At 58.9% G+C, this 24,849-nt stretch carries 26 protein-coding genes; 14 read left to right on the forward strand and 12 right to left on the reverse strand.

Going from position 1 to position 24,849, the window contains the following annotated elements:
- Nucleotides 1-145: 145 nt before the first annotated feature.
- A complete protein-coding gene (truD, locus tag R6Y96_RS06585; RefSeq protein WP_318620450.1) occupies nt 146-1,417 on the reverse strand; it encodes a tRNA pseudouridine(13) synthase TruD in 1,272 nt (423 codons plus the stop codon).
- Complete coding sequence (pth2, locus tag R6Y96_RS06590) at nt 1,414-1,776, reverse strand: peptidyl-tRNA hydrolase Pth2 (RefSeq protein ID WP_318620451.1); 363 nt, start codon at nt 1,774-1,776, stop codon at nt 1,414-1,416. The genes truD and pth2 overlap by 4 nt, the downstream gene beginning before the upstream one ends.
- Nucleotides 1,777-2,083: 307 nt before the next feature.
- Between pth2 and R6Y96_RS06595 the strand changes: the two genes are divergently transcribed.
- From R6Y96_RS06595 to cbiQ, 7 genes are all read left to right on the forward strand, one after another.
- Entirely contained in the window at nt 2,084-2,665 is a 582-nt protein-coding gene (locus R6Y96_RS06595) for a hypothetical protein (RefSeq protein ID WP_318620452.1), read from the forward strand.
- 4 nt (nt 2,666-2,669) lie between these two features.
- On the forward strand, nt 2,670-2,894 hold the full coding sequence (locus R6Y96_RS06600; protein ID WP_318620453.1) for a hypothetical protein: 225 nt from the start codon (nt 2,670-2,672) through the stop codon (nt 2,892-2,894).
- A gap of 250 nt (nt 2,895-3,144) precedes the next feature.
- Nucleotides 3,145-4,329, forward strand: coding sequence for an NAD(P)/FAD-dependent oxidoreductase (locus R6Y96_RS06605; RefSeq protein ID WP_318620454.1), 1,185 nt, complete (start codon nt 3,145-3,147; stop codon nt 4,327-4,329).
- A 63-nt stretch (nt 4,330-4,392) separates the two neighbouring features.
- Nucleotides 4,393-5,031 (forward strand): cobalt transporter CbiM, encoded by a 639-nt coding sequence (cbiM, locus tag R6Y96_RS06610; RefSeq protein WP_318620455.1) that lies wholly within the window; start codon nt 4,393-4,395, stop codon nt 5,029-5,031.
- Nucleotides 5,031-5,381, forward strand: coding sequence for a PDGLE domain-containing protein (locus R6Y96_RS06615; RefSeq protein ID WP_318620456.1), 351 nt, complete (start codon nt 5,031-5,033; stop codon nt 5,379-5,381). The genes cbiM and R6Y96_RS06615 overlap by 1 nt, the downstream gene beginning before the upstream one ends.
- Before the next feature lie 31 nt (nt 5,382-5,412).
- Nucleotides 5,413-6,246 carry an ATP-binding cassette domain-containing protein gene (locus R6Y96_RS06620; RefSeq protein WP_318620457.1) on the forward strand — a complete coding sequence of 278 codons (834 nt, stop codon included), beginning with the start codon at nt 5,413-5,415 and terminating at the stop codon, nt 6,244-6,246.
- Nucleotides 6,243-7,058, forward strand: coding sequence for a cobalt ECF transporter T component CbiQ (cbiQ, locus tag R6Y96_RS06625; protein WP_318620458.1), 816 nt, complete (start codon nt 6,243-6,245; stop codon nt 7,056-7,058). Before R6Y96_RS06620 ends, cbiQ begins: the two co-directional genes overlap by 4 nt.
- A gap of 169 nt (nt 7,059-7,227) precedes the next feature.
- Here the strand turns inward: cbiQ and gyrA are convergent, their stop codons facing one another.
- The 4 genes from gyrA to R6Y96_RS06645 form a co-directional block, all read right to left on the reverse strand.
- Nucleotides 7,228-9,657, reverse strand: coding sequence for a DNA gyrase subunit A (gene gyrA, locus R6Y96_RS06630; protein ID WP_318620459.1), 2,430 nt, complete (start codon nt 9,655-9,657; stop codon nt 7,228-7,230).
- Nucleotides 9,647-11,617 (reverse strand): DNA topoisomerase (ATP-hydrolyzing) subunit B, encoded by a 1,971-nt coding sequence (gyrB, locus tag R6Y96_RS06635; protein ID WP_318620460.1) that lies wholly within the window; start codon nt 11,615-11,617, stop codon nt 9,647-9,649. Before gyrB ends, gyrA begins: the two co-directional genes overlap by 11 nt.
- 543 nt (nt 11,618-12,160) lie before the next feature.
- On the reverse strand, nt 12,161-12,475 hold the full coding sequence (locus R6Y96_RS06640; protein ID WP_318620462.1) for a hypothetical protein: 315 nt from the start codon (nt 12,473-12,475) through the stop codon (nt 12,161-12,163).
- A 123-nt stretch (nt 12,476-12,598) separates the two neighbouring features.
- Nucleotides 12,599-12,823: a hypothetical protein gene (locus tag R6Y96_RS06645; RefSeq protein ID WP_318620464.1), complete on the reverse strand. Its 225-nt coding sequence runs from the start codon at nt 12,821-12,823 to the stop codon at nt 12,599-12,601.
- Nucleotides 12,824-13,215: 392 nt separating this feature from the next.
- Between R6Y96_RS06645 and R6Y96_RS06650 the strand changes: the two genes are divergently transcribed.
- Nucleotides 13,216-13,638, forward strand: a complete 423-nt coding sequence (locus R6Y96_RS06650; RefSeq protein WP_318622497.1) for a secondary thiamine-phosphate synthase enzyme YjbQ — start codon at nt 13,216-13,218, stop codon at nt 13,636-13,638.
- 94 nt (nt 13,639-13,732) lie between these two features.
- Here R6Y96_RS06650 and R6Y96_RS06655 read toward each other — a convergent pair whose 3' ends face one another.
- Nucleotides 13,733-13,996, reverse strand: coding sequence for a UPF0147 family protein (locus R6Y96_RS06655; RefSeq protein WP_318620466.1), 264 nt, complete (start codon nt 13,994-13,996; stop codon nt 13,733-13,735).
- A gap of 62 nt (nt 13,997-14,058) precedes the next feature.
- On the opposite strand from R6Y96_RS06655, the gene R6Y96_RS06660 reads away from it, so the two are divergent.
- On the forward strand, nt 14,059-14,439 hold the full coding sequence (locus R6Y96_RS06660) for an autoantigen p27 domain-containing protein (protein ID WP_318620468.1): 381 nt from the start codon (nt 14,059-14,061) through the stop codon (nt 14,437-14,439).
- Here R6Y96_RS06660 and R6Y96_RS06665 read toward each other — a convergent pair.
- Together R6Y96_RS06665 and glyS are read right to left on the reverse strand one after the other, a co-directional pair.
- Nucleotides 14,430-16,661 (reverse strand): DEAD/DEAH box helicase, encoded by a 2,232-nt coding sequence (locus R6Y96_RS06665; protein ID WP_318620469.1) that lies wholly within the window; start codon nt 16,659-16,661, stop codon nt 14,430-14,432. The genes R6Y96_RS06660 and R6Y96_RS06665 overlap by 10 nt on opposite strands.
- Nucleotides 16,658-18,388 (reverse strand): glycine--tRNA ligase, encoded by a 1,731-nt coding sequence (gene glyS / locus R6Y96_RS06670; RefSeq protein ID WP_318622498.1) that lies wholly within the window; start codon nt 18,386-18,388, stop codon nt 16,658-16,660. Before glyS ends, R6Y96_RS06665 begins: the two co-directional genes overlap by 4 nt.
- Before the next feature lie 314 nt (nt 18,389-18,702).
- Here glyS and R6Y96_RS06675 point away from each other — a divergent pair, with 314 nt between their 5' ends.
- The 5 genes from R6Y96_RS06675 to R6Y96_RS06695 all read left to right on the forward strand — a co-directional run bounded on the left by R6Y96_RS06675 (nt 18,703) and on the right by R6Y96_RS06695 (nt 22,689).
- Complete coding sequence (locus tag R6Y96_RS06675; RefSeq protein WP_318620470.1) at nt 18,703-19,311, forward strand: response regulator receiver protein; 609 nt, start codon at nt 18,703-18,705, stop codon at nt 19,309-19,311.
- A 59-nt stretch (nt 19,312-19,370) separates the two neighbouring features.
- On the forward strand, nt 19,371-20,033 hold the full coding sequence (locus R6Y96_RS06680) for a metal-dependent hydrolase (RefSeq protein ID WP_318620471.1): 663 nt from the start codon (nt 19,371-19,373) through the stop codon (nt 20,031-20,033).
- Between the two features lie 474 nt (nt 20,034-20,507).
- Nucleotides 20,508-21,482, forward strand: coding sequence for a TIGR00341 family protein (locus R6Y96_RS06685; protein WP_318620472.1), 975 nt, complete (start codon nt 20,508-20,510; stop codon nt 21,480-21,482).
- A 66-nt stretch (nt 21,483-21,548) separates the two neighbouring features.
- Nucleotides 21,549-22,355 (forward strand): ArsB/NhaD family transporter, encoded by an 807-nt coding sequence (locus R6Y96_RS06690; RefSeq protein ID WP_318620474.1) that lies wholly within the window; start codon nt 21,549-21,551, stop codon nt 22,353-22,355.
- 25 nt (nt 22,356-22,380) lie between these two features.
- Nucleotides 22,381-22,689, forward strand: a complete 309-nt coding sequence (locus R6Y96_RS06695; protein WP_318620475.1) for a transporter permease — start codon at nt 22,381-22,383, stop codon at nt 22,687-22,689.
- On the opposite strand, the gene R6Y96_RS06700 is transcribed toward R6Y96_RS06695, so the two are convergent.
- The 3 genes from R6Y96_RS06700 to R6Y96_RS06710 all read right to left on the reverse strand — a co-directional run bounded on the left by R6Y96_RS06700 (nt 22,634) and on the right by R6Y96_RS06710 (nt 24,771).
- Complete coding sequence (locus R6Y96_RS06700; RefSeq protein ID WP_318620476.1) at nt 22,634-23,572, reverse strand: polynucleotide 5'-hydroxyl-kinase; 939 nt, start codon at nt 23,570-23,572, stop codon at nt 22,634-22,636. The two genes, R6Y96_RS06695 and R6Y96_RS06700, sit on opposite strands and share 56 nt — an antisense overlap.
- 106 nt (nt 23,573-23,678) lie before the next feature.
- Complete coding sequence (locus R6Y96_RS06705; protein ID WP_214022448.1) at nt 23,679-24,155, reverse strand: pyridoxamine 5'-phosphate oxidase family protein; 477 nt, start codon at nt 24,153-24,155, stop codon at nt 23,679-23,681.
- A 103-nt stretch (nt 24,156-24,258) separates the two neighbouring features.
- The gene (locus R6Y96_RS06710; protein WP_318620477.1) at nt 24,259-24,771 is read right to left on the reverse strand and encodes a metallophosphoesterase; all 513 of its coding nucleotides are present in this window, start codon (nt 24,769-24,771) and stop codon (nt 24,259-24,261) included.
- Between the last annotated feature and the right edge of the window lie 78 nt (nt 24,772-24,849).

A 24,849-nucleotide genomic window follows, 5' to 3' on the forward strand; every position in this document is an offset into this window, starting at 1 on the left:
CCAGGCTGTGGCACAATTCAGGATGAGGCAGTTTTCATACGAATGGATGCGGCTGGCGGGTTAACCCCCCGCCGCACCCGAAATTCGTGGCGTCCGGTCTGTTCTTTCCATTGTGGTGGTTCCGCAGCATAGTAAGCCTGCCCGCTTATATCATCAGATATGGCTCGGCTTTCATGTACTCCCGGCATACAGTCGTTGCGTAGTGACCGGGCGGGAGGCTGAACCGTAGCCGGACGTCGGTGCCAGAGACCTGTGCCTCCACGTTGCTCGACAGGCTTATCGCGCGTAGAGCCCCCGAGAACGCCGTCTCCACAAACCTGGAGGCGCGTTCAAAGTCCGCGGCCTCGATACCGCGCCTCTGCACCAGGTCGCGCATGATATCGTCCATCGGCCCGTACACTCTCACCGGTTCAGCACCCGGGATGAAGAGGGCTATCCGGCAGCGTCCGCGCCGGATCTGGATTCGGGCCGCCTGGTGGTTCCGCGCCGTGACAACATCCTCCCGCCCGTTTTCAAAGAGGAGTCGGTCGCCGATCTCGGGTTCGTTGAGCTGGAGACCGGCATCTATGCGGGCGGAGAGAGCGTGGTTGAAGAGGCAGGACTGGAACGCGCTCACAAAGAGTGAGAGGAGTTTCGGCGGGAGAACCCGGAGCGCGCCGGCGTAGTCGCCGGGGTTTGCTGCCAGATGGTTTGCCATCGCCCGCTCGTAGGTCAGCCTTACGGGAAGGTCGGCAAGCGCCGCTCGTGCGTCTCCCGTCTCGAGAAACCGCGTTCGCGCCTGCTGGACATCCAGGGGCTCCATCGGGTATGCCCGGCCGATGTATGCGGCAACAGCACCCTCATAATCTCCCTTGAGTATCTTCTCACCGACAATGTGGGTGACCGGCCGGATTACGCCGAACCTCTGCACCCCGTAGTAGTTAGGTACCCCTGCAGAGACCGCCTCCGTGACCGTCTGCACCCGTGCCGGAAGATCCTCTATGAGACACTCCCTGATAACGATCTCAAACCGGTTGCCCGCAAGGCTCCCGAGACTGAGCGGGTGTTGTGACCGCCCCACGACCTCGAGAGAGATATCCTTGAGGTGCACCCCCTCGACCGCCTCCGGGGGGACGTCGTAGATGGATATGAACTGGGTTGTCACCGCGTTCTTGTCCTTCGTTCCCGCCCAGGAGATCCGGCGGTGACTGAGACCAAGATGCCTTGCAATCTCCCTGACCGCCCGCTGGAGTTCCCAGCTGGTCTTGGTGAGCCGGCATATGAGGTAGGGCCCTTCCTGGTCGGGGATTGGAAGAGGGAGTTCCTCGACGACGAAGTCTGCGGGGGTTGAACGGAGTCGGCCGCCGATCCCCGGGGTCTCCGAGGCGTAGTAGCGCATCCCGAGATCGCGTTCGAGGGGGTAGGTTGAGGGCATCATAGCAGCGGAAGGTCTCCGGTGATCCTGTCCAGGTCTTCGGAGCGGGCGGGTCCAAGACCGAGTGCCGTCACCGTTCCAGGGGGGATCTCGGTCATCCCGGCATCCTGGATGATCGCTGCCGGGATGCCCGCCCGCTCGGCAATGGTCTTGAGTTCAAAGAGGTCGCGCTCAGAGGGCACCTTCAGCACCACTTTCTTCTGCCCCTCATCGAGCCAGGCTTTCTTCGCCGTCTTATCGGCCTTTTCAAATGCAGTTACGGCGGCGTGGGCGATCTGGGCGCACTTCTTGCCGCAGGTCATCTTGATGTCGGCACGCACAATCAGGCACTGTTTCCACTTGAACTCCCGTTCCTCAGGCATTCCGTAATATCTGGGCTATCATCCGTCAAATATACATCTGTGGGGGCGATACCCGCTCCGGGCCCCAGAGCCGATCCCCTTCAGCGTGTGTTTTTCAGGATCATCATCCCCCTCATAATGCCAGTTGCGGCAGCATCGCGTTGTGCAGGCAAAGATCCAGTCCGCAATATCACGCTCTGGAGGGGGAGTATACAAAAATTATGAGAGGAACCGTATTTTACGCCGCCACTCCTTCTACAGGCTTCTGTTATGGCAAATTATAAATAAACTGAAGGCCATAGGGACATCTCGAAAGAGGTGAACAATCATGGTAGACCGTGAAGAATTACTTACTGCATCCCGGCGGGAGATCTATGACAGTGTTCCGAAGATCGTCGTCGGGGTTGTTGTAGCGTTTCTCATCTGGCTCTTTGGTGTGCTGATCTTCCAGCCGCTTGCAAATATGCTCGGCGATCCGCTCATCTTTGGCCTGGTAGGGCTTGGAAGCCTGATCTCGGCGATAATCCTGATCGCACTCGTGCTGATCTTTATTGGCATCTTCAAGGAGGTCATTGACGTCACAAACGCACTGGCGGGGTATGCTGCCGCGGCTTATTCCCGAAAAGAGACATCCGACGAGAAACTGGAGCGTTACCAGCGGGCGTTCCGTGGCATCGCCTACGTGATCCTCGCCGTCATCGCGTTCCTCTTCCTCCTGCCGTTCATCGCGGGGATCATACCGGTTCTCGCGGGCATAGTGCTTGTCATCCTGGTTATCTGGGCAATCTTTATCCTCTTCCGGAGCGGAAGGCTTTTCTCCGGGGAGATCGAGCGCTGGGCTGCTGATGCCACCCGAAAGATCGAGTCGCATCGGGAAGAGATGGAGCGGGAAGAGGGCCGCGAAGAGTAGGCCTATGAACAGGATCTCAATCTACCTCATTTTTGTGGCTATATGGGTGGCTGCCTCCGCTGCAGTTGCCGCGTTTCCGGAAATCCTTGCGCCTGTTGCCGTGGCGCTCAATGCCCCCCTGCAGGAAACGATTGCAGTCTTCCTCTCCTTGATGCTCGTGCTGACCATCATCTTCCTTCTGCTCATAGGCCTGGAAGCCGGGCGGGCGGTGACAGAACATCTCCGGTAGTCACCTCTTTTGGTGCATCCTTTCTGTTATCGTGACGAAGTCGCGAGGATGCCGCATACGGCTCGTGCTCTGGAGAGAGTGCATACATTTTCCTCGCCGCAACCCCCTGCTGCAATTTGCCTGAACGGAGGAACCGATGGTTCCGGTCTCGGGCGGCTTAAAGCCCTGGAACACCTTCAGGACCAATAAATTTGAAAACTCTGCAGAGAGAGTTTATTGCTGTGAGATGTTACCTCTCTGAAGAATGGCCATGGAGCAGAACACCCCTTTGAGGCGTGATAGACTGACGTGGGATGTTATCGTTGTGGGTGCAGGGCCCGCCGGGAGCGCTGCAGCACGGGCCTGTGCTGAGGAAGGGCTCTCGACGCTCTGCATCGAGGAGCACGGGACAATTGGCCATCCCGTTCAGTGCGCCGGGCTCCTTTCCACCTCTGCGTTTGCGGAGTGCGGTGTATCGAGACGCTCCATCTTAAACGAGGTGAGCGGCGCCCGAATGTTCTCTGGCCTCGGCGGGGAACTCCTCTTTGATGCAGGTGTCACAAAGGCCTTTGTCGTTGATCGCGGTCTGCTCGACCGCGGGATGGCCGAAAAAGCGGCGGACGCCGGGGCGGAGTTCCGGTTGAAGACCAGCGCGGCCGGTATCCGGGGCACCGCTCTCCTGACCCGCGGCGTTCGCGGTCGCGAGGAGGTCTCGTACCGTCTCCTGATCGCCGCCGACGGCCCGCGGAGTTCCATCGCTCGAATGCTCGGGTTCCAGCGGCCGCAGGTCTACCTTGCCGGGATCCAGGCCGAAGTCCCCTGCTCCATCAACCCGCGTTGCGTTGAGTTGCACCCCAATGCCTCGCCAGAGTTCTTCGGATGGACGATCCCGGTCTCACCGAACCGGGCCAGGGTCGGTCTATGTGCCAGGGAGCATGCAAAAGAATATTTTGACAGTTTCATCGCCAGGTACGGGGGGAGCGTGCTCCACCTTGTGACCGGGGTCATCCCCCTCGGCGTCATGCCGCAGACCTGCGGTCACCGGACACTCATCGTCGGCGACGCGGCCGGGTTTGCTAAACCCACCTCCGGCGGCGGGGTCTACACTGGCGTTCGTTCCGCAAAGCACGCGGCTGCCGTTGCGGCGGCATGCTGCTCGGCGGGGGCGTTTGATGACGAGCATCTCCGTGAGTATGAGCGCCGATGGAGGGAAGATTTCGGGAGGGAACTCGATATAGGGATGAAAGCGCTCAGGCTGCGCCAGCGTATGACGCCCGAAGAGATCGATCGCCTATGCCGTGCTCTCGACAACCCGGACGTCATCAGGACGATCGTGGAGCACGGCGACATCGACCGGCCGGGCAGCCTGCTTCGCAAACTTGCCTTAAAACCGGCAGTGGTCAGGGCTATGGGTATACTTTTCGCATCGGAAGTACGCCGGATTATTACCGGTTGAGGTAACCATATTGTTTAGTAATACATTTATACTAAAAAGTGCTACAATCGCATCAGATGCGTTATGCATATCCCTGATGCTTTCATACCTATTGGGCAGGCCCTGATCTACTGGGTAATAGCCCTGATCTTTGTTGCCCTCGCTCTCCGCTGGGCGCGGCGGTCGATGGGAGAGGAGAAGGTGCCACTCGTCGCCGTGCTCGCCGCCGGCATCTTTGCCATCCAGGCATTGAACGTCCCCATCCCCGGCGGGACGAGCGGGCATATGGTCGGTGCGGCACTTGCGGCAATCGTCCTCGGGTCGCCGTATGCGGGTGTCTTCGTCCTGACACTGGTACTCCTGGTTCAGGGGGTCATCTTCGGCGACGGCGGTATCACCGTGATGGGTGCGAACATCATCAACATGGGCGTGATCGGCGGGTTCATCGGCTACTACGGTTACACCGCGGTCAGGAGGCTGATCTCGAACGCCTACGCTGCAGCATTCATCGCAGGCTGGGCGTCGCTCTTTATCTCTGCAATCCTCTGTGTGGTTGAACTTGCAATCGCCGGCACGTTCCCTCTCACAGTCGGGCTTACCATGATGGGCGCCTACCACGCCATCATCGGTCTCGTCGAAGGGGGCATCACCGCGATAGCGCTCTACCTGATAGCGTCGGCGCGACCGGACATCCTTGAACACCCTCTGGGGGTGGGCACGTAATGGAGGCAAAACGGTTTGTCATAATCGGCATCGCGGTCACTCTGGTGATCGCAATCGCTGCGCCCTTCCTCGCGTCGAGCAACCCCGATGGGCTTGAGAGCGCGTTCTTCAGCATATACGGTGCGAAGCCCTTCATGGGCAGCGACCTTGACGAAGAGGCTGCCGCCGCTGCAGAGGAAGAGGTGGTGGCGGTGACAGGAAACGACTTCTCGCATCAACCCCTGATGCCGGATTACAGCATACCCGGGATGGATAAGGCGGGGGAGGTGCTTGCGATCGTGATCGGGACGCTGCTCATGCTTGGGCTGGTGTTTGCGGTTGCGAAGGTCTCTGCCCGGCCAGACAATTAGATACCTCAAAAACTCCCAACCTTTTGTTGCTATGCACCTGATCGAGACACGTGAACTCACCCACGTCTACCGCGGCAGCATCCGCGCCCTGGAGAGCGTGAACTTTATTGCAGAGCGAAAGGCGCGAATCGCTGTCATCGGGCCAAACGGTGCCGGGAAGAGCACGCTCTTCAAGCACTTTAACGGCATCCTCAAACCAACCTCCGGCGGGGTGCTGGTCCGGGGTGAGCCCATCACAAAGGAGAATCTCCGTGAGGTGCGCAAGTTTGTCGGGATCGTCTTCCAGAACCCGGACGACCAGATCATATCCCCCACCGTGGAGCAGGACATAGCCTTCGGCCCGATCAACCTTGGTCTCGATGAGGAGACGGTTGCTCACCGTGTCGAGGAGGCACTGCGTCTGCTCGGGATCGAGGACCTCCGCGAGCGCGCGCCGCACCACCTCTCCGGCGGCGAGAAGAAACGTGTCGCCATAGCCGGCATCCTGGCGATGGAGCCGCAGGTGCTGGTGCTCGACGAACCGACCGCGGGGCTTGACCCCCAGGGTGTCGAAGACCTTGTGACGTTTATCAACCGGCTGCCCGAGGATTACGGTATGACCGTGATCTTCTCGACCCACCATCTCGACCTGGTGGCGGAGATGGCGGACTTCATCTATGTGATGGATCGGGGAAAGGTCATGGGTTCCGGGACGGTGGAGGAGGTCTTTGCCAGACCGGAACTCCTCACCCGGGCAAAACTCGATGTGCCGCCCATACCGAGGCTGATCCGGTCGCTCCAGGAGAACGGTGTGGAGATCGAGATGGCCTACACCTACAGGGATGCCGAGAAGGCGTTCCTTGATGCATACATGCGAGAGAGATGATCGACGATCTGTACTCCATCGAGAGGTCCGCTTACGGAAAAAGCGTCATCCACCGACTGGATGCAAGGATAAAACTCCTATTGGCCCTTGCTGCCATCGTGGCCATCGTGGCGCTGCCGTACTCTACGAAGGTCTACACCCTGGGTGCCGCTTTCCTGGCTCTCTTTCTCCTTCTCTGGGCGGCATCACGCCTCTCTCCGCTGGTCTACCTCCGGAGGCTTGCTCTCCTCATGCCGTTCGGGATATTCCTGGTGGGGTTCCAGGCCTTTCTAAAGAACCCCTATTACGATGCGTTTCATACGGTTGCAACCCTGCCATTCGGGCTCGAGATCTACGCGGAGTCGCTGGAGTTTGCGTCGATCCTGTTCGTGAAGTTCATCGTCAGCATATCGTTCATCATCCTGCTCTCATCGACAACCAGGATGCAGGATATGATCGAGGCGGCAGGGAGGCTCGGTCTGCCGCGAGAGTTCACCCTCACACTCGGGATGATGGTCCGCTACATCTTTGTCTTTGCCGAGATGTTCGGGAGGATACGGACGGCGATGTCGACCAGGTGTTTTGATCCCATGGACCGCCGCCTCCCGTACCGCTACAGGCTGCACCAGGTCGGCTACACCGTGGGAACGATGTTTATACGTTCATACGAGCAGGGGGAGCGCACCTATACAAGTATGCTCTGCCGGGGCTACGGGGGAAAGGCCGGCCTCTATATACGCAAAAAAACCCTCAATACCGGGGAAATGGTCTTTGCAGCCGCCACACTTGGTTTTATCGTGCTATCAACAGTGATGATCTACCTGCACCCATAGAGTGCCGCTGGTGGCGCCCATCTCTTCCAGCGGCGGATTGCGTGGAGGCTGCACCTAAATTCTGCCCTGGAACCGCCAATCCGGGGGTCTGGCTGGCGGGGGAGAAACAGTGGCCGGGGAGATGAACTGATGGCCATTCAGCGGCAGCCTGGAGCGTGATCCCTGGCGCCTACTCCTCGTCCCTGTCTTCCGCATTCAGGATCGTGAACCCGACAACGCGATCACCATCATCGAGCCTCATTATCCGGACACCTCGCGTGCCCCGTTTCTGTATCGAGATCTCAGAGACCTTTGTTCTGATCACGATCCCGGAAGCGCTCATAACGATGATCTCGTCGTTCTCATAGACCGCTATCGACCCGACGACCGTACCGCCCCTCGCATCGGCAACGATGTTCCGCACACCGAGCGTGCCCCTGCCGTGGCCGCGGAACTCATCAAACTCGGTTCGTTTCCCGAAACCCTGCTCCGTGATGGTGAGGAGATGATCCCCCTCCACCGCCGTCACCGACTGCAGTGCATCACCGTTGCGCAGCCTGATCCCCCGGACACCCATGGCGTTCCGGTGAACCGGGCGGACGGAGTCTTCGTGGAACCGGAGGCTCTGGCCGAACCTGGTCGTCAGGATCAGTTCCTGGTTGCCGTCGGTCATCTTCACGTCCACCAGCGCATCGTCATGCCTGAGTTTGATGGCATTGATCCCGGTCTGGCGCGGACGCGAGAACTCATCGAGTGGCACCTTCGCGACCGTGCCGCCTCTCGTTGCAAAGAAGAGGTAGCGGTCAGGCTGAAACTCCCTGACCGGGATCACCGCGGTAACACGCTCATCTCCGGCGAGGGGCAGGAGATTGACAAGGGCTTTGCCTCTGCCCGTCCTCTGCCCCTCCGGAAGGTCGTAGACCTTCAGCCAGTAGACCCTTCCTCTGTCGGTGAAACAGAGGAGGTGATCGTGCATGCTGGCTGCAAAGACCCTCTCTACACCGTCATCCTTTTTTGTGGCCATGCCTATGACGCCGCGGCCACCGCGCCTCTGGTTCCGGTAGGCATCCAGGTCGATCCTCTTGATGTAGTTTGAAGCGGTGAGCGAGACCAGCATCGGTTTGTCCTCGATCAGGTCCTCCTTCTCGAGCGTCTCGACCGCCTCCACGATTCTGGTTCTCCGGTCATCACCATAGCGGGCGGCAATATCACGAAGTTCTTTCCTGATCTCGGCGAGGATGTTTGCCTCGGTCGAGAGGATCGTGGTTAGCCGCTCGATCTCGGCCGCAAGAGCGTCGCGTTCGTCCAGGATCTTCTGCTGTTCAAGCGCCGCAAGCCGCCGGAGCTGCATCTTTAAGATGGCATCCGCCTGCACCTCGTCCAGTGCAAACTTTGCAACAAGCGCTTTCTGCGCCTCTTCGGTCGTCCTGGAAGCCCTGATTGTCGCAACCACAGCATCGATGTTTTCGAGGGCGACGAGGAGACCGTGGAGGATGTGTACCCTCTCCCGGGCCTTTGCGAGATCGAACTCGGTCCTCCGCCGGACGACCTCCACCCGGTGTTTGAGGAACTCACCAATGATCTCCTTGAGGTTTAAGGTGCGGGGCTGGCGGTCGACGATTGCCAGGTTGATGATCCCGAACGACGACTCAAGCGCCGTGTGTTTGTAGAGGTAGTTAAGGATCACCTGCGGGGCCACCCCTCGTCTGAGGTCGATCACGATCCGCATCCCTTCCCGGTCAGATTCATCACGGATATCGCTGATCCCTTCGATCCTTCTGTCGTGGACAAGGGAGGCGATATGCTCGATCAGGCGTGCCTTGTTCACCTGATAGGGGATCTCGGTGATGACGATCCGCGGTGCCCTGCCCTCCTCCTCGATCTCCGCGACACCCCGGATCACGCACTTCCCGCGCCCGGTCATGTAGGCGTCCCTGATACCCTCCGTCCCCATGATGAGCCCGCCTGTCGGGAAGTCCGGTCCCGGCATGATCTTCATCAGTTCATCCGTCGAGAGACCCGGGTTATCGATTACACGGCAGATAGCCTCACATACCTCGCGGAGGTTGTGGGGCGGCATGTTTGTCGCCATCCCGACGGCAATCCCGCTTGAACCGTTGATGAGGAGGTTTGGTGTCCGTGCAGGGAGGACCTCCGGCTCCTCGAGCGATCCATCGAAGTTCGGGGTGAAATCAACCGTCTTCTTATCGATATCGGCCAGGAGCTCCTCCGAGATCTTTGTGAGCCTGGCCTCGGTGTATCGCATGGCCGCGGCGGCATCCCCATCGATCGAACCGAAGTTCCCCTGACCGTCCACCAGCTGGTAGCGGTAGGTGAATGGTTGTGCCATCTTCACCAGCGTATCGTATATGGCCGCATCACCGTGGGGGTGGTACTTACCCATAACATCTCCGACAACACGGGCGCTCTTCCTGTAGGGTTTGTCGCTTGTGTTGCCCATCTCCCACATGGCGTAGAGGGTGCGGCGGTGGACCGGTTTCAGGCCGTCCCTAACATCGGGGATGGCGCGGCCGATGATCACGCTCATCGCGTAGTCGATGTAGCATGACTTCATCTCCTCCTCGATGTTGACAGGGACAACCTGCTGCTCAGATGTCAAGGTTGCTCACCTCTTTTGCATGCCGGCGTATGAAGTCTCGCCGGGCGTCTACATTCTCCCCCATCAGTTTCTCGAAGATAGCGTTTGCGTATGCGGCGTCCTCGATCCGCACCTGCTTGAGGATCCTGTTTGCCGGATCCATCGTGGTGCTCCAGAGCTGCTCTGCGTTCATCTCGCCAAGACCCTTGTAGCGCTGGATCGAGACGCCCTTCTCACCCCAGTCAGCCAGGATGGCCCGGAGTTCCTCCTCACCATAGGCGTATCGTTCCTGTTTGCCCCTGGCGACACGGTAGAGCGGTGGCTGGGCGATGTAGATGAAACCTTTCTCGATGAGCCCTGTCATGTAGCGGTAGAAGAACGTCAGGAGGAGCGTCCGGATGTGCGCCCCGTCGACATCGGCGTCCGTCATCAGGATGATACGGTGGTAGCGGGCGCGTTCGGCGTCGAAGGTGTCGCCGATGCCTGTGCCGATGGCGGAGACCAGCGCCTGGATCTCGGCGTTCTTCAGGATCCTGTGCTCAGAGGACTTCTCGACGTTCAGTATCTTTCCCCGCAGTGGAAGGATCGCCTGGAACTTCCGATCCCGGCCCTGTTTGGCTGAACCGCCGGCAGAGTCGCCCTCCACGATGTAAAGTTCACTTTTTGCCGGGTCACGCTCCTGGCAGTCGGCAAGTTTCCCCGGGAGCCCGGTCGACTCAAGCGTACTCTTTCGCCTGGCAAGTTCCCGCGCGTTCCTGGCGGCTTCCCTGGCCCTGGCGGCCGCCATCGCCTTCTCCACGATCGCCTGGAGGGTTTTTGGGTGTTCCTCAAAGTAGTCGGTGAGCGAGGAGTAGACGAGCGAGTCCACAATGCCGCGGACGTTGCTGTTTCCAAGCCGCATCTTGGTCTGCCCCTCAAACTGCGGGTTTGCCACCCGGGTGCTTATTACGGCGGCAAGCCCCTCTCTGACATCCTCACCGCGGAAGAGGGTATCACTGTTCTTGATCAGGTTATTCCGGCGGGCGGCGTTGTTGATCGCCCTCGTTATGGCGCTTCGGAACCCCTCGAGGTGCGTTCCCCCCTCCCGGGTGTTGACGCTGTTGACGTAGGTAAAGACGGTCTCCGTGTATGAGTTGTTGTACTGCAGAGCAACCTCGACCTCGACCAGGCTCTCGGGATCACTCTTCTGGAAGTAGATGATATCGTCGTGGAGTTTCTCCTTCCCCTCGCCAAGATGGGCAACGAACTGGCGGATACCGTCTTCGAAGCAGTATGTGACCGAGTCACCGGTGCGCTCGTCCCGGAGGACGATCTTAAGCCCGCTGTTTAAGTAGGCGAGTTCGCGGAGGCGGTGGTCAAGCACGTCGTAATCAAACTCGACGGTCTCGAAGATCGAGCGGTCGGGCTGGAACGTTATCCGGGTTCCGCGGAGCTGATCGTGGTCTATCTCGTCTGGAGCCGGGGTGCCGTAACGCGCCTCGTAACGTGCTCTCATCTCGTCTTCGGTCTCCGGGCGGCTCTCGAGCGGTCTTGAGACCTCGCCCCGCCGGAACTGCATCGTATATATGTTGCCGTCACGGTAGACCGTTGCATCAAGCCAGGATGCAAGGGCGTTGACCACAGAGACTCCGACGCCGTGGAGTCCCCCGGAGACCTGGTAGGTATTCTTGTCAAACTTCCCGCCGGCATGAAGCACTGTGAGAACTATCTCTAGCGCGCTCCTGCCGTAACGGGGCATGAGGTCAACCGGGATGCCGCGACCGTTGTCTTCAACAGTGACCGAACCGTCACGGTTGATGGTCACCAGGATCAGGTCGCAGAACCCGGCGAGAGCCTCATCTATGGCGTTGTCCACGACCTCGTAGACAAGATGGTGCAGCCCACGGGTATCCGTGCTGCCGATATACATGGCGGGGCGCTCGCGTACAGGTCTCAGGCCTTCCAGTACCGTGATGTGAGAAGCATCGTAGGTCTCAGTCATCCGTGACCTCCTCTGAAACGAGCGGTCTCCCTATCGCAGCAAAATTCACAGTATATATTGGGTTTATGGACACTTATACCTGTGGCTCAGGGGAAATGCCTGTTTTGAGGCCATCAGAGCAATATCCACCCCGGTTTGATAAACCCCTCCATTGATAGATCCGGGGTGGCGGCATCGCCGTGCATCACCACGCTCATCCGGATCCAGGGCGGCGGGGGTGTTTCCCCCTCCATACAGTTCACAGCAGAGAACCACTCTGCCGTCAGCGTGAACACCCTCACCGGAAACCAGTTCCTGCTCCCCTGGCCCTCTATATGGGGCTATCGCCAGAGACTCCCCCGCCCCCTCTGGAGGGGGCTGCGGCTGGCCAGCCGCAAAAGGCGTCTCACCGCGGTGGTGGTTCGAAGGATCGAACGATGAGCAAACTGGTTTGATGGCCTCGGTTTTGACGTCTATCCCCCCTGCCAGCGGCCCAGAAGATCGCACCACTACATGAGGCCTGGACGCCTATCTGCCTTCAATCAGCGGGTGCACCTGCGCTCATCAGTCGTACTTCCCCACGTCAGGCTCGGCGATCCCCAGTTCGCGGTCGATCGCGATCGCGAGCCTGTTGAGGAGGTGTTTTACGTCCGCTGCATCCTCTTTGTCCATGATACCGGGCTGGTGCCAGATCACCGCCTTGCGGAGCCGCTCGACAAGTTCCTCGATCTCTGTCCCTCTGAAACGTTCTGGCAGGATAAAATCATTCAGGTGGTCTGCAGCGCCATAGAATGCTCTTTCCGGCGGGAGGCCAAAGTGCCGCGAAAGCAGCATCAGGTTGACGATGAATCCTCTCCCAAACTCGCTTTTTGCGGGCATGATACCCTATGCGCCGCCGGCCGATATGAAAGATCCGTTTTTTTTGTGCAGCTGACCGGATCTCACCGGATCCACATCTTTTGTCGAGAGCATTCTCTCCCGGTCATGCTCAAAGACCACTCCTCAAAACTCGGGCTTTGCAAAGTACCGGAGCGCCTCCGGTCGGTGCTTTTCGAGTTCGTTGAAGAAGTGCATCACGAGTTCCGGATCGGAGTTGTTGATCGCATCCTGAAGGGTCTCCATCAACCACCCCCCGATCTCATGTTCTGAATCCATTGTATTCATCACGACGACAACAGCCTCGTCCACATCTCTTCTGCTGTTCCACCGGTAGGGCACATCCACCATCTCCGGAGAGGAGATGTTCGCGTGGTCTATATACGGTTTGTGGCTGTGACAGCCTTGAGACCCCCGGCGGCCATCAAACCAAGACGTTCAGGCCGGGGCGGCTTTCTGGGGTGTGTGCGTGAGCGGGCAATCGCTGAGCACCTCTCTCCGTCCCCGTCCACGGCTTTCGTGGGGTTGTCACCAGACACTTGCCCGCCCCATCTGGAGGGGGCGGGGTGGTCAGCCGCAAAAGGCGTCTCACCACGGTGGTGATGTGGGGGATCAAACCATGAGCAAACTGGTTTTACGGGCTCGCCCCGCCGTCCCGAACCCGCAGAGAGGGGAGCGCCGTCTCCGCCGCATTTATCAACCTGCAGGATACAACGGAGCATATCAAAGAGGTGTCAGTGATGATGCACCGCCGGACAATCCAGGTAAATACACACGGTGAGGGGGAGATCGTCAACCTCACACCGCCGGTCGCAGAGACAGTTTCCGAGAGCGGCGTGCGTGAAGGCCTTGCAAACATCTTTGTCTCGGGTTCGACCGCTGCCGTCACCACCATCGAGTATGAACCCGGCGTTCTCTCCGACCTCTGCCGGGCGCTCTCGGTCATTGCACCAGAGGGCATCCCTTACGCCCATGATGCAGCCTGGGGCGATGGCAACGGTCGTTCGCACGTCAGAGCGGCGATCGTCGGCCCCTCGCTCACCGTCCCTATCATCGGAGGCAAACTTGCGTGCGGGACATGGCAGCAGATCGTCCTCCTGGAGTTAGACGTGCGGTCGCAGCGCCAGCGCACCGTTCACATCACCGTCATGGGTGAAGAGCACTAAGACTAAGAGAGGGGAGATAGCGGGTTTCGGCCGGCAAAACCGGAGAATCCCCTTTCTGCTATGGTTCTGCTGGAATCAGTCAATTGCGGACGATTCAGTCAAGAGGTACCGTTTCAAGTTGAGATACCAGTTCCCAGATCCTTGTCCGCGCATGGACCGGCATGTTCGGGTCGTTGCTGATCTCGTCGATCATTGAGATCGCGGTTGCGGCACGAAGACCTATACTCTGCGACTCGTCAAGGAGAACAGATTTTGTCGAGTCTGCAGCACGCCTGATATTTCGTGGGATGGTGGAATCTTCGCTGATATTCTGCAGCATTTGGATGCAGGTCTGTATTGTTTCGTCTGGACTTGCCATGAGAACAACCCCTCTATTATTAATGCCATACAGGCATATATAGGTTGAAGGAGTTAAGCAAAATGACGGTTGAGCGGGCCGATGAAGTCATGGCCGAGTATCTTCTCAAAGGAGGGAAGATGCTCGCAAAATCCTGCAAGGTCTGCGGCTACCCCCTTTTTGAGTATAAAGGAGAGACGCAGTGCGTCATCTGCCCTCTCCTTGAGTCTGAGGCGCCTCATCCGGGCTCCGAGCCCTCCGCACCACCTGCTCCCACCGTTCAGATCCCGCCAACCGCTGCGGCCGACAGGGAGCGGGGTTCCTGGGTTGCCGCCGAGATCGAGCGGACGATCGTCCACCTCTGCGAGCGCGTCAGGGGTGAAGAGAAGGCTGAAGACTGCCTGACACTTATGAAGGCGGTCGAGCGGGGCGCGAGGGCACTCGCAAGACTCGGTCAGCGGTAAGGTCTGCAGGCGAGATCCCATATGGCGCGGGCGGTCTTCTCCCCGATCCCGTCCACCGCCATCAGGTCCTCTGGTTCAGCCTCGATAACCGCCTTGAGCGACCCGAAATGCTCGAGGAGGAGCCTTGCGCTCTTTAAACCGACGTTAGGGAACGCTGCAAGAACATACTCCTGCTCTTCGCGACTCGATCGGTAGGACTTCTTCGGGTGCATCTTCCGTTCCCGCCGTTCGCCGCCCTCACGCTGTGCAAGGACATAGAGCGTCTCTGCGGTGTCATCCGGATCGCGCGTGCGGATCAGCGCCACCCCCATATCGACCATTATGGCGGCAAGCGTCCCCCTGATCGCGTTCGGGTGGATGTTTCGCACCGCGTAGAGGTCGTCAGACCCCTCGATGATCAGGACAGGGCGGGGCACGGCATCGGCAATCGCCTGAATCTGCCCGAAGAGGTCACGTTCGACGAGGGTTGTCACAAAGTCCTGAACCGTCTTTCGCTCAACGAGAATTCTGTCTCCTATGGCGTAATCACCGACATCAAGCCGTTCCAGCGCGATCGATGCCCCGAGTTGGTGCAGGCGCTCGACAACCCGGGACGAGGTCTCCCTGTCATCGACGGTTATCGCCGGCCCCGGCGATGCGAACGCCAGGATCTCCGTCTGTCGGGTGGCAGGGTTATGAACGGGAGCGGCACTCATTTTCCTTATGCCCCTCATCATCGCCCGTTCTCTGTTCTGGCTCACATACCTGAACGTCTCATCGGAGGTTCCTTTCGTCACCAGGACGATGATTGTGCCGCTGCCGCTGCGCCCTGTCCGGCCCTTTCGCTGGATGCTCCTGATCTCCGAGGGGACGGCCTCGTAAAAGATCACCATATCGGTCGATGGAACGTCGAGTCCCTCCTCACCTACGGATGTTGCGATCAGGCATTTCAGTTCCCCTGCCCGGAACCGGGCCAAGGTTGCGATCTGCTCCTTCTGCGAGAGTCCACGCTCCGCGTCCCTGGACGCCTGGCCGACGAACCGTTCGCAGGGGATCCCAGCCGCCCTGAGCGTATCGACCAGGGTCTGGACGGTGTCGCGGTAGGTGGCAAAAACGATGATCCGGCTCTCCGGGTGCGCTGCCACCTGGGCCTCTACCAGTTCGCGGACGATCGAGACCTTCGGGTGGAGTTCCTCTTTCCAACCCGCCGCCGTCTCGACCAGCCTCCGGTATGCCGGATCCGAGACAAGCCGTTTGCTTGCCTTGCTCCCGGCGCTCGAGGCGCCCTCAGCACCGAGTCTTGCAAGGTATAGTTTGAGCGCCTCGCTCCCCTGGGTCTCGGCAAGCGATATGGCGTGGCGGAGCTTCATGCACTCCGCATGCAGCGATGCCGCCATGAACCCGGAGGGGTCACGAGACTGTATGCGCTGCTGGATCTGGGCGTTCAGGGCGTTTAAGGCCTTTATTGAGAGTTTATCGACTTTTGGAACCTGGTAATTGAGTTTTGCAAGTTGTTCAAGCCGTGATTCCAGAAGTTGCCGGAGGGTCACGAGCGCTTCCTGGAGTTCCGGGGGCAGGTAGACGTCTATGTAGTGTATCTCGCGCTCGTGGATGTAGGGGAGGACATCTTCATCGGTCTCCACCCGTGTCTCGACCGCCTCGATGTGCAGGTTCTCGCAGACCTCCTGCACCTTCAGCCGGTCACCCCCGGGGGAAGCGGTCATCGCAAGAACCAGCGGGTTCTTCGCTGTGTTGCAGTAAAGGTCGGCCAGGAAGACGTAAGCGTAGTTCCCGACCGCCCTGTGACACTCGTCCACGACCAGCAGCACGACATCGGTAAGGCTGTACCTGCCTGCCAGACAGTCGTTCTTGATCACCTGCGGCGTGGCAAAACAGATCCGACACGCCTCCCAGGCCTGTGCCCGTTCGTTCGGGGGGGTGGCCCCGGTAAACATAGCAAAATCCGTCTCCGCCGGCTCGGTTGCCTCTGATAAGAGCAGGTGCTGCCTGAAGAACCGGAGGTGCTGCTCGACCAGGGGTTTTGTTGGCGCAAGCACGAGCACCTTCCCCTGGTGGGAGTAGAGTCGGGACGCTGCAACTATGAGCGCTACGGCAGTCTTCCCGAGTCCCGTCGGGAGGACGACCATCGTGTTCATATCGAGCGCCCTCAGGGCGATTGAGATCTGGTAACGCCGCTCCTCGATGCTCTGAGGTCGGATCAGCGGGTGGGAGACGTAGTTCATGCCTTGAGTTCGTGGAACGTAACCTTGCCGGCGATGAGGCCAGAGAGAGTCGCGGGCAACCGTTCGATCGGCACCCTGACCTGTTTGGTGCTGTCTCGGTCTCGAATGGTCACAGTGTTGTCCTCCAGGGTATCGTGATCGACGGTGACGGCAAAGGGCGTTCCGACCTCATCCTGTCTCCTGTAACGCCTCCCGATTGCACCGGAATCATCATACTGGGCAAGGATACGGTGCTGCAGCAGGGTCTCTGCGATCCTGCGGGCGATTGTATCAAGGCCATCGCGGTTCATCAGAGGGAAGACAGCAACCTGGATAGGTGCAACCGCCGGCGGGAATCGAAACACACGCCGGATCTCGCCATCGATCTCATCCTCGGCGTAGGAGTGTTCAAGGGCGACGTAGATCATCCGGTCGATGCCGTATGAAGGTTCGATGACATGGGGCATCACATCTTCACCCCTGACTTCCACCACCTCTTCACGGACCTGGTAGAGGTCGGCGGGTATGAAGATCTCCTCACCGTCGATGGTGATCCGCGCGCCGTCCTCACCGGGTTCAGAAGATGCCAGGGCCTCCACAATGGCTTTTGCCTTCTCGCGGAACCTGGGACCGATCACGCCCATGTCAGGCATTATCCGGCGCTTTTTAACCGCCCGCGGCTCGTCGTAGGGGACGAAGATTGTCATCGATGTGCCGGAGTGCTCCGCGTGCGAGCGCAGGTCGTAGTCGGTGCGGTCGGCGATCCCTACGACCTCAACCCAGCCGAAACGTTCGGAATAGACCTCGGCGTCCCAGCAGTCGGCCGCGTAGTGCGCCCGTTCCTCTGTCAGGTGCTGGCGGAACCTGAGTCGGGCGGGATCGATGCCGATGGAGGTCAGGATCTGGTGCGTCAACGCTATGTAGTAGGCAACATACTCGTTTGCAATCAACCCATCGTTCACAGCATCATGCATAGTCATTCTGACAGGTTCGCGGTTCTCCACCTGCCCTGCGATGGTGAGGAGCGGCACAGCATAATCCGCGTATCGGGAAAATGAGGGATGGTTCTTCTCGTCGGGGTGGACAAAGATCTCGGCTTCCGCCTGGGAGAACTCGCGCATCCGGATCATGCCCTGGCGGGGTGAGATCTCGTTGCGGTAGGACTTCCCGATCTGGACGGCGCCAAAAGGAAGTTTGTCCCGGTAGAAACGGAGGAGCCGGGGAAAATCGGTGAACATGCCCTGGGCGGTCTCCGGCCGGAGGTAACCCTTCCTCTGCGACCCCGGACCGATGGTCGTCTGGAACATGAGGTTGAACGCAAAGATGCCTGCCTCGCCCAGGACCTCATTGCAGGAGGGGCATGGCAGGCCGCGGAGCGCTGCCTGAAGGGCTTCCGCTGAAAGGGTGCCGGCGTTCTCGATCCCGTGCTCCTGCGCAATGTGATCAGCGCGGAGGTACTCGCCGCAGTGCGGACACTGAACCATCTTGTCGGCGAACTCTTTCACATGGCCGGATGCGACAAAGATGGCCTCTGTTCCAATTGTGGGACACTCGATCTCATAGTAACCTTCCTGGAAAACGTAGAATGAGCGCCAGAGGTTCTCGATGTTTCTCTTCAGCATCGCCCCGAGCGGGCCGTAATCGATAAACCCGGCGACCGACCCGTAGATCTCGGATGACGGCCAGACAAAACCGCGTCTCCTGGCAACATCCATGACTTTCTCGTAAATATCGCTTGTCTCGGCCATAGTCTTACAGTAAAGTTGCATGGTGGTGCTAATAAAGAATGGGCTTTCCAGCACCTGAGACGTCTTCTCGCAGCGGCAGGGAGGGAGACGAACAGCCGTGTTTCCATTCGCCTGGACGGATCCGATCGTGAGTCCGGGTGGGCTACATACAGTAGAAAATCTCCCGTTTTGAGGGGTATATGACAAGTTTTAAATGCTAGAGGTTGTAATGTAGGGAACATTGCACCCACAAGGTGGGACAAAGTATATACCTGGGTTATCATTGGTAACGTCATTGACCGGACAGCGGATTTACAGAAGTTAGGGAGATGGACATGGCAGAAGACACCCGCAAGCGGAAGCTCCTGGAGCTTTTTACGACAATAACAAAGAAGAAAGCAATCGTCGAACCGATGAGAAAGGTTCACGGGACTCTGCGGGATCGTGATGCTGTTGAGCGCGAGATTGCCCTGATCATGCGGGAGATACTCGATCGGGGTTATTTTAAGACCAAACTCACCCCGCGGCAGCTCGCAAAACTTGTGGTTGCGTACTACGACGGTATGAACGACACCGAGATCGCCAGGACGCTGGGCGACGAGAAGTTGAGCAAGACCGTGGCACGTGCCAGGGTTCGGCTTAAACTCTTCCGGGACCTTGATTTCAAGATGCCGTTTGACCAGGAGAAGTTGGTGAAACTCCTTGAGTCCGACAAGACTCTGAAAGAGATCAGCGAGGAGTTAAATGTAAGCCCATCGACTCTGCGTGAGTATCGCCACGTGATCGAGCAAAGAAACGATACTACGCTCGATCCCTACCTGGAACGGATCAGGGATGTGATGGAAGACCGGGATCTCTCCGAGGCGATGACGCGCGGTGTCGCGAATGACGGCCTGAGCGAGGCGATCGATATCACCGAAGCGATCGACATGGGTGAGTTCTGACCCCCCAACCCGCCCCTCTTCACTCAACATTTTTCAGCTCCCAGATCGATCTCTTCATCATGAGGTTAACCTGGGTTGGTCATGCGTGCTTTCTGCTGGAGGGATCGAAGCGTATCCTGATCGATCCGTTCATCCCGGAAGGCACCCTCAGTAAGGAGCCTGATATGGTTGCCGTGACGCATGCTCATGGCGACCACCTGGGCATCGCTCTGCAGTTGAAGAAAAAGACGGTTGCCATCGCTGAACTTGCGCACTACCTGGCGACTAAAGGCGTCCCTGCCGAACCGATGAACATCGGGGGCAGCATCACCGTTGACGGTGTCCGTTTCACGATGACGCCTGCGCTCCACTCATCCGGACTGGATAGTGAGGGTGCCGGGTTCTATGGCGGTGCACCCGCAGGTTTCGTCATCACGATGGATGGCGTCAGCGTCTACCACGCCGGGGATACTGCGCTCTTCTCGGATATGCAGATCATCCGCGACCTATACCGGCCGGATGTGGCGCTCCTTCCAGTGGGGGGGTGCTACACGATGGGGCCGGAGGAGGCGATGATCGCGGCGCGCTACATCGGGGCGAGACTGGTGATCCCGATGCACTACAACACATTCCCGGCAATCCAGCAGAACCTTGACGAGTTCAAGAAGACGATCGAGCGGACGACGCCGATCCGGGTCGCGTTACTCTCGCCGGGGGAGAGCATCGAGGTCAACCCTGAGTGAGCCGGGATGCGAAGAAGGGTGGTCGCAGCGTAGACCCCCTGCCCGGAGTTAGCGGGAGATCTGGACGTTCGCGTGAGAGGTCGGCGAAAAACGTTTGGTGGTGTGCGGGTTTAATGATCCCGGTGGATGTTGCCCTGGTAAAGGCGGCGAGTTTATATCATGGAATCGTTGATCTGATGGTCTCCGTATCGTCCTTTGAGCGCAGCCGCGAAAGTTTAACGTCATCCGCGATCATTGTATCCGTCATATAGAGTGACGTTGCTGGGACCGCACCGATCTGCGGGAAAAAACCTGTAAAGGTGGCGGGATCTTTCGCCTAAAATTCTCTACATAAGCGTGTGGCGGTCTCGCGCCCCGCCGGGATCGAGCTCCATCGGTTAACAACAGATCAATTCCACGCACCGGCTCGATTGCAAAGTTCATTTCCGGGAATTCACCCCCATTCAACAGGATTCGGATCAGTGGAGCGGGCATATGAAGAAGATTGTCGTCCACGTACGAAAAGACGGCCACGATAAAATAGAAGAGGCTCTCAAGGACGTTCACTACACCGAACTGCTTCTCCAGGATGTCTACGAGTTCACCATATTCACGCCCGATGAACACCTGGATGATCTGATTGAAAAGATCCAGAACGCTCTCGATCTCCGCTACAACGAGAACATGATCGAGGTATCCACACCCGAGTTTGTCATCTCCTCCCGCCTCAAACGCGCCGTGAAGAGCATAGAGAAAAAGGAGGAGAAGACACCGGTTGAGAAATTGCTCGACAGTATAAGGCCGTATGGAGAACTCGACCTTGAGAAACTGGCGCTGACCTCCATTGCCGGGCTGATCGCGCTCTCCGGGCTCCTCCTCAACAACCCCGTGATCATCATCGGGGCGATGCTGCTCTCCCCGATCATAGGCCCTATCTATGGGTTCAGCATCTATGTTGCTCTCGGTATGGTCAGGGAGTCTCTGCGATGCCTTGGAGTCCTCGCGGCGTTGCTCCTGAGCGTCTTTGCCCTCTCCGCGGTTGCCACCTTTCTGATAAATCTCGCCATACCCCTCCCCCTGACGACGGAGATCACTTCACGGGTTGTGGTGAACCCCATCTACACCCTCATGGCGGTTCTCCTCGGGTTTGCGGCGGTGCTGGCGTTCAATCGCGGCACATCGGAGGTGATTGCCGGTGTTGCCATCGCTGCCGCCATCATACCGCCGATGGCCGTGATGGGTATCGTTCTTGTGATCCAGCCGCCGAGCCTGATTGCCGCCGCGCTCCTGGTCGGCGGGCAGGTTGTCGGGCTGATCGTCGGTGCGCTCCTGGCTGTGGCCATGCTGAAGGTCAGGCCAAGGAGCAGCCGCGACCGGGCGATTGCGCAGCGTTACCTGAAGCGGTCGGTCGCCCTGATCGTGCTGCTGTTTGCCCTTCTGCTCTGGATTACCCTGATCATGGCGGAGTGACCTCGGAGCAGTCCTTCTTCAGGGCCGCACGCAAACCTATCGATAGCGCGGAGTTCTCATCTCCCGATGATACCATGGGCACATTTATACCGCTTATCGTTCTCATCAATCGTCTTCATCCTGATCGCTGTCCGGAGGATCGGGAGCGTCGACCTCCGGATCTGGCAGGTGATGCTCATTGGCGCGGTTGTGGTAGTGCTGACGGGATCGATCACGCCGGGCGATGCGCTTGCATCCATCAACACCGATCTGATGCTCTTCCTCTTTTTTATGTTCATTATCGGTGAGGCGCTCGCGACGAGCGGTTACCTCAACCACCTCTCCGTTCGCCTCTTCTGCCGGGCGGAATCGGTCGGAAGCCTGGTCTTCCTCATCCTCATCGGCGCGGGGGGCCTCTCGGCGCTCCTGATGAACGACACCCTGGCGGTCGTTGGCACCCCGCTGATGCTCTACTTCGCACGGCGGCACGGTATATCAGCGGAACTCCTGTTGCTCACGCTTGCTTTCGCCATAACAACCGGGAGTGTTGCAAGCCCCATCGGGAACCCGCAGAACCTCCTCATCGCGCTCTCGGGCGGTGTTACAAACCCGTTCATCACTTTTCCGCTCTATCTTGGCATCCCAACGGTGATCTCGCTCGTCCTGCTCGTGGTCATGATCGTCGTCAGGGTCGCTCTCGTCATGCTCGTCCAGGACGTTGAGATCCCTCTGACCTGGATCGCGGCGGTTGCGGCCATCCCCATACTTATAGGGAGCAGGCGCCGGTTTGAGATCCTTCGCCGGATCGACTGGCCGACGTTGGTCTTCTTCGCTGCTCTGTTCGTCCTTACGGCGAGCGTCTGGGAGTCGGGCGTCTTTCAGCCATTGGGTTGAGGGGAGGTCGCTCGATCCGGGCGCTGTGTCGGTCATCATCGCGCTGGGCGTCATAGTCTCTCAGTTCATATCGAACGTCCCGTTTGTCGCCCTTTTCCTCCCGGTTCTCTCCCATGCGGGAGCGTCCACCGTGGGGATGATGGCGCTTGCGGCCGGCAGCACCATCGCCGGAAACATGCTGATCCTGGGGGCGGCAAGCAACGTCATCATAATCCAGGGGGCGGAGCGTGAAGGTGAGACGCTGACGTTTGCCAGGTTCGCGCGGGTCGGCGTCCCGCTCACAATAGCCCAGGCGGTGGTGTATGCGGTCTGGCTCTCGTTTGTCCCTGCGTAGAGGCCTCGGACCTGTGACACTCCATCGTTCCAGGCGGCGCCTCGAGGTCAAGGGAAACTGAACCGAACCGACCGGATGCGACGGAGGTTGTGTCGAATGGCGGGGCGAAGACTGTAAGAGTGCGCCCTTTTGGGTCGAACTCGCTGACGATCCCTAGGACTATGACAAAGTTCTCCGGGTCGTTGAGGGAGACTAGCCGTCCGGCAACCCCCGATCGGTTCTCCGGATCGGGCACCCTCCCCTGTAACCCTGGCTCGCGGAGCGCGATCTCCTGCACCTGCGCGCCGGCAAAATAGGCTGTGAACCGCCATTCGCGGTAACGCCGCCGTTCGGCTACCGTCCGCGGGACGACCGCGGTGGAGACGGGGAACCGATGAGTCTGGATGGTGGGGTGGCGCGCGAAGTTTGCAAGCACCCCTTCAAGTTCCCGGCCGCGCTGGAGAGCAACGATATGATCGGGGCGGAGGAGGTCGATCATCTGGACCTGGAACTCGATGCCCACCCCGCCATGGACAAGCCCGGGGGAGTCGATCAGGGTTATGCGAGCACCGTCTTCCAGGGCCCGCTCAGCGAGGCGTTTTGCCGCGGTGAGTGTCTGGACGAGGTGGCCACGGGGCGAGGTCGAACCGACAAACCGTAGAACGGGTTTTGAGGGACGAGGGTGGATGGTCATCCCCTCGGTTGTCGGCGGGCCGATCCAGGATTGCCCGGTGTCACAGTCGACGCAGCCCGTCCGCACGTGTGCTGACGTCCGACTGAGAAGGTAACGGCAGAGCGTTGTCTTTCCGGAGTCCGTCGCCCCTATGATGTAGACGCTCTCTCTGAGACCTGATTCTATGAGCGCTGTGGCAAGGTCGTCCCAGCCTTCGCTTATGTGGATCACGCCGGGCAATCCTCCATACTGAGACTTGTTGCGCGCAGGGGTTTGATGGAGGGGTCGGTGAAGTGAACGCGTCGGAGGGCATTTCGCGCTCCCTCAACCAATGGTCTCAGAGGTTTTTTAAGGCAACTATATCCTTCACGCCGGTCAGTTTCCATATGTTTGAGCGCTCCTCGGAGGCGATCGCCTCGATCGGTTCCTCGGGCATGTGACCGAGCGCCGCAAGAATGTTGCGTGAGAGGTTATGTTTTCCGATCATCTCCACGAACTTCTCCCGGATGATCTTCTTCTCGATCGCATCCTCGACCTGAACCAGGTAGCCCTGCATCGTCACGAAAGTGTAGCATGAAAGGTCGCTTGAATACTTCTCGATCTCGACAGATACGTACGGGTGCTGCCGGAAAAGGTCGTTCTTCCTGCCGTATTTGGTTGCCAGGAAGTATAGAAACTTTCCATCAAAGACATACAGGAATGGGGCGATATAGGGGTATTTGGCGCCCTGGAATGCGATACGACTGAGAAACCCCTCCTCGATGAGTTTGTCATACTCCGCCCTGTCCATGTTGGGTATCTTAACGATCTCCATGGTGTGTAACCCTCTTATGGCGGTAACCTGCGAGACCACATATATGTTCTTGCTGCTACCGCTACAGCCGCGTCTTTGCCTCCTGCCGGGATACACCACCCTTCTACGGCTCTTCGTGTCCGGGTGTGAGCAGTTCGACGCTCCGGGTCACGGTGTCCAGCACGGCAGCGGTCGATCGGCCGGTCAGGTAACCGCAGGCCTCCCCCGGGTTGATGACAAGCGTCCCCGGGAGACTCCTGACCTCTGCCTGATGGGTATGACCGTATACGACGACGTCAAACACCTTTCTCGTGATGAGCGCCTGGAGGAGTTCGTGGTCATCGCCGTGAAGCAGCCCGATTGCCAGCCCATCGGCGCTGATACAGGCGAAACGTCCCCGCAGGCTGAATCGGTCGTGCTCTTCAAACCGTCTCTGAAGGAGTCTATGGTCGCCATCGTTGTTCCCGAGGACACCGATCATCGGTGACTGCAGGTTGGCAAACCGCGGAATGACAAAAGGGGAGACGTAATCCCCGGCGTGGAGCACCATCTCCACTCCTTTCGCGTTCAGAGATCTTACGGCCGCATCCACCTTCTCAAGGTTGTCGTGGGTGTCGGCGAGTATTCCTATTAGCATTATGTATCCCCTGGTGCTCTCAGGTGATATTATATGGTTACCTGTTCTGTGGGTGAGGAGGACCTTCCGGTGAGGTGC

It is taken from the genome of Methanoculleus receptaculi, assembly GCF_033472595.1.
In the GTDB taxonomy this organism is placed as follows: domain Archaea; phylum Halobacteriota; class Methanomicrobia; order Methanomicrobiales; family Methanoculleaceae; genus Methanoculleus; species Methanoculleus receptaculi.

What these genes read in the sequence shown, in the direction of transcription:
- truD (WP_318620450.1), bottom strand. Translation starts at nt 1,417, where the DNA reads ATGATGCCCTCAACCTACCCCCTCGAACGCGATCTCGGGATGCGCTAC.
- pth2 (WP_318620451.1), bottom strand. Translation starts at nt 1,776, where the DNA reads ATGCCTGAGGAACGGGAGTTCAAGTGGAAACAGTGCCTGATTGTGCGT.
- R6Y96_RS06595 (WP_318620452.1), top strand. Translation starts at nt 2,084, where the DNA reads ATGGTAGACCGTGAAGAATTACTTACTGCATCCCGGCGGGAGATCTAT.
- R6Y96_RS06600 (WP_318620453.1), top strand. Translation starts at nt 2,670, where the DNA reads ATGAACAGGATCTCAATCTACCTCATTTTTGTGGCTATATGGGTGGCT.
- R6Y96_RS06605 (WP_318620454.1), top strand. Translation starts at nt 3,145, where the DNA reads ATGGAGCAGAACACCCCTTTGAGGCGTGATAGACTGACGTGGGATGTT.
- cbiM (WP_318620455.1), top strand. Translation starts at nt 4,393, where the DNA reads ATGCATATCCCTGATGCTTTCATACCTATTGGGCAGGCCCTGATCTAC.
- R6Y96_RS06615 (WP_318620456.1), top strand. Translation starts at nt 5,031, where the DNA reads ATGGAGGCAAAACGGTTTGTCATAATCGGCATCGCGGTCACTCTGGTG.
- R6Y96_RS06620 (WP_318620457.1), top strand. Translation starts at nt 5,413, where the DNA reads ATGCACCTGATCGAGACACGTGAACTCACCCACGTCTACCGCGGCAGC.
- cbiQ (WP_318620458.1), top strand. Translation starts at nt 6,243, where the DNA reads ATGATCGACGATCTGTACTCCATCGAGAGGTCCGCTTACGGAAAAAGC.
- gyrB (WP_318620460.1), bottom strand. Translation starts at nt 11,617, where the DNA reads ATGACTGAGACCTACGATGCTTCTCACATCACGGTACTGGAAGGCCTG.
- R6Y96_RS06640 (WP_318620462.1), bottom strand. Translation starts at nt 12,475, where the DNA reads ATGCCCGCAAAAAGCGAGTTTGGGAGAGGATTCATCGTCAACCTGATG.
- R6Y96_RS06645 (WP_318620464.1), bottom strand. Translation starts at nt 12,823, where the DNA reads ATGGTGGATGTGCCCTACCGGTGGAACAGCAGAAGAGATGTGGACGAG.
- R6Y96_RS06650 (WP_318622497.1), top strand. Translation starts at nt 13,216, where the DNA reads ATGCACCGCCGGACAATCCAGGTAAATACACACGGTGAGGGGGAGATC.
- R6Y96_RS06655 (WP_318620466.1), bottom strand. Translation starts at nt 13,996, where the DNA reads ATGGCAAGTCCAGACGAAACAATACAGACCTGCATCCAAATGCTGCAG.
- R6Y96_RS06660 (WP_318620468.1), top strand. Translation starts at nt 14,059, where the DNA reads ATGACGGTTGAGCGGGCCGATGAAGTCATGGCCGAGTATCTTCTCAAA.
- R6Y96_RS06665 (WP_318620469.1), bottom strand. Translation starts at nt 16,661, where the DNA reads ATGAACTACGTCTCCCACCCGCTGATCCGACCTCAGAGCATCGAGGAG.
- glyS (WP_318622498.1), bottom strand. Translation starts at nt 18,388, where the DNA reads ATGGCCGAGACAAGCGATATTTACGAGAAAGTCATGGATGTTGCCAGG.
- R6Y96_RS06675 (WP_318620470.1), top strand. Translation starts at nt 18,703, where the DNA reads ATGGCAGAAGACACCCGCAAGCGGAAGCTCCTGGAGCTTTTTACGACA.
- R6Y96_RS06680 (WP_318620471.1), top strand. Translation starts at nt 19,371, where the DNA reads ATGAGGTTAACCTGGGTTGGTCATGCGTGCTTTCTGCTGGAGGGATCG.
- R6Y96_RS06685 (WP_318620472.1), top strand. Translation starts at nt 20,508, where the DNA reads ATGAAGAAGATTGTCGTCCACGTACGAAAAGACGGCCACGATAAAATA.
- R6Y96_RS06690 (WP_318620474.1), top strand. Translation starts at nt 21,549, where the DNA reads ATGATACCATGGGCACATTTATACCGCTTATCGTTCTCATCAATCGTC.
- R6Y96_RS06705 (WP_214022448.1), bottom strand. Translation starts at nt 24,155, where the DNA reads ATGGAGATCGTTAAGATACCCAACATGGACAGGGCGGAGTATGACAAA.
- R6Y96_RS06710 (WP_318620477.1), bottom strand. Translation starts at nt 24,771, where the DNA reads ATGCTAATAGGAATACTCGCCGACACCCACGACAACCTTGAGAAGGTG.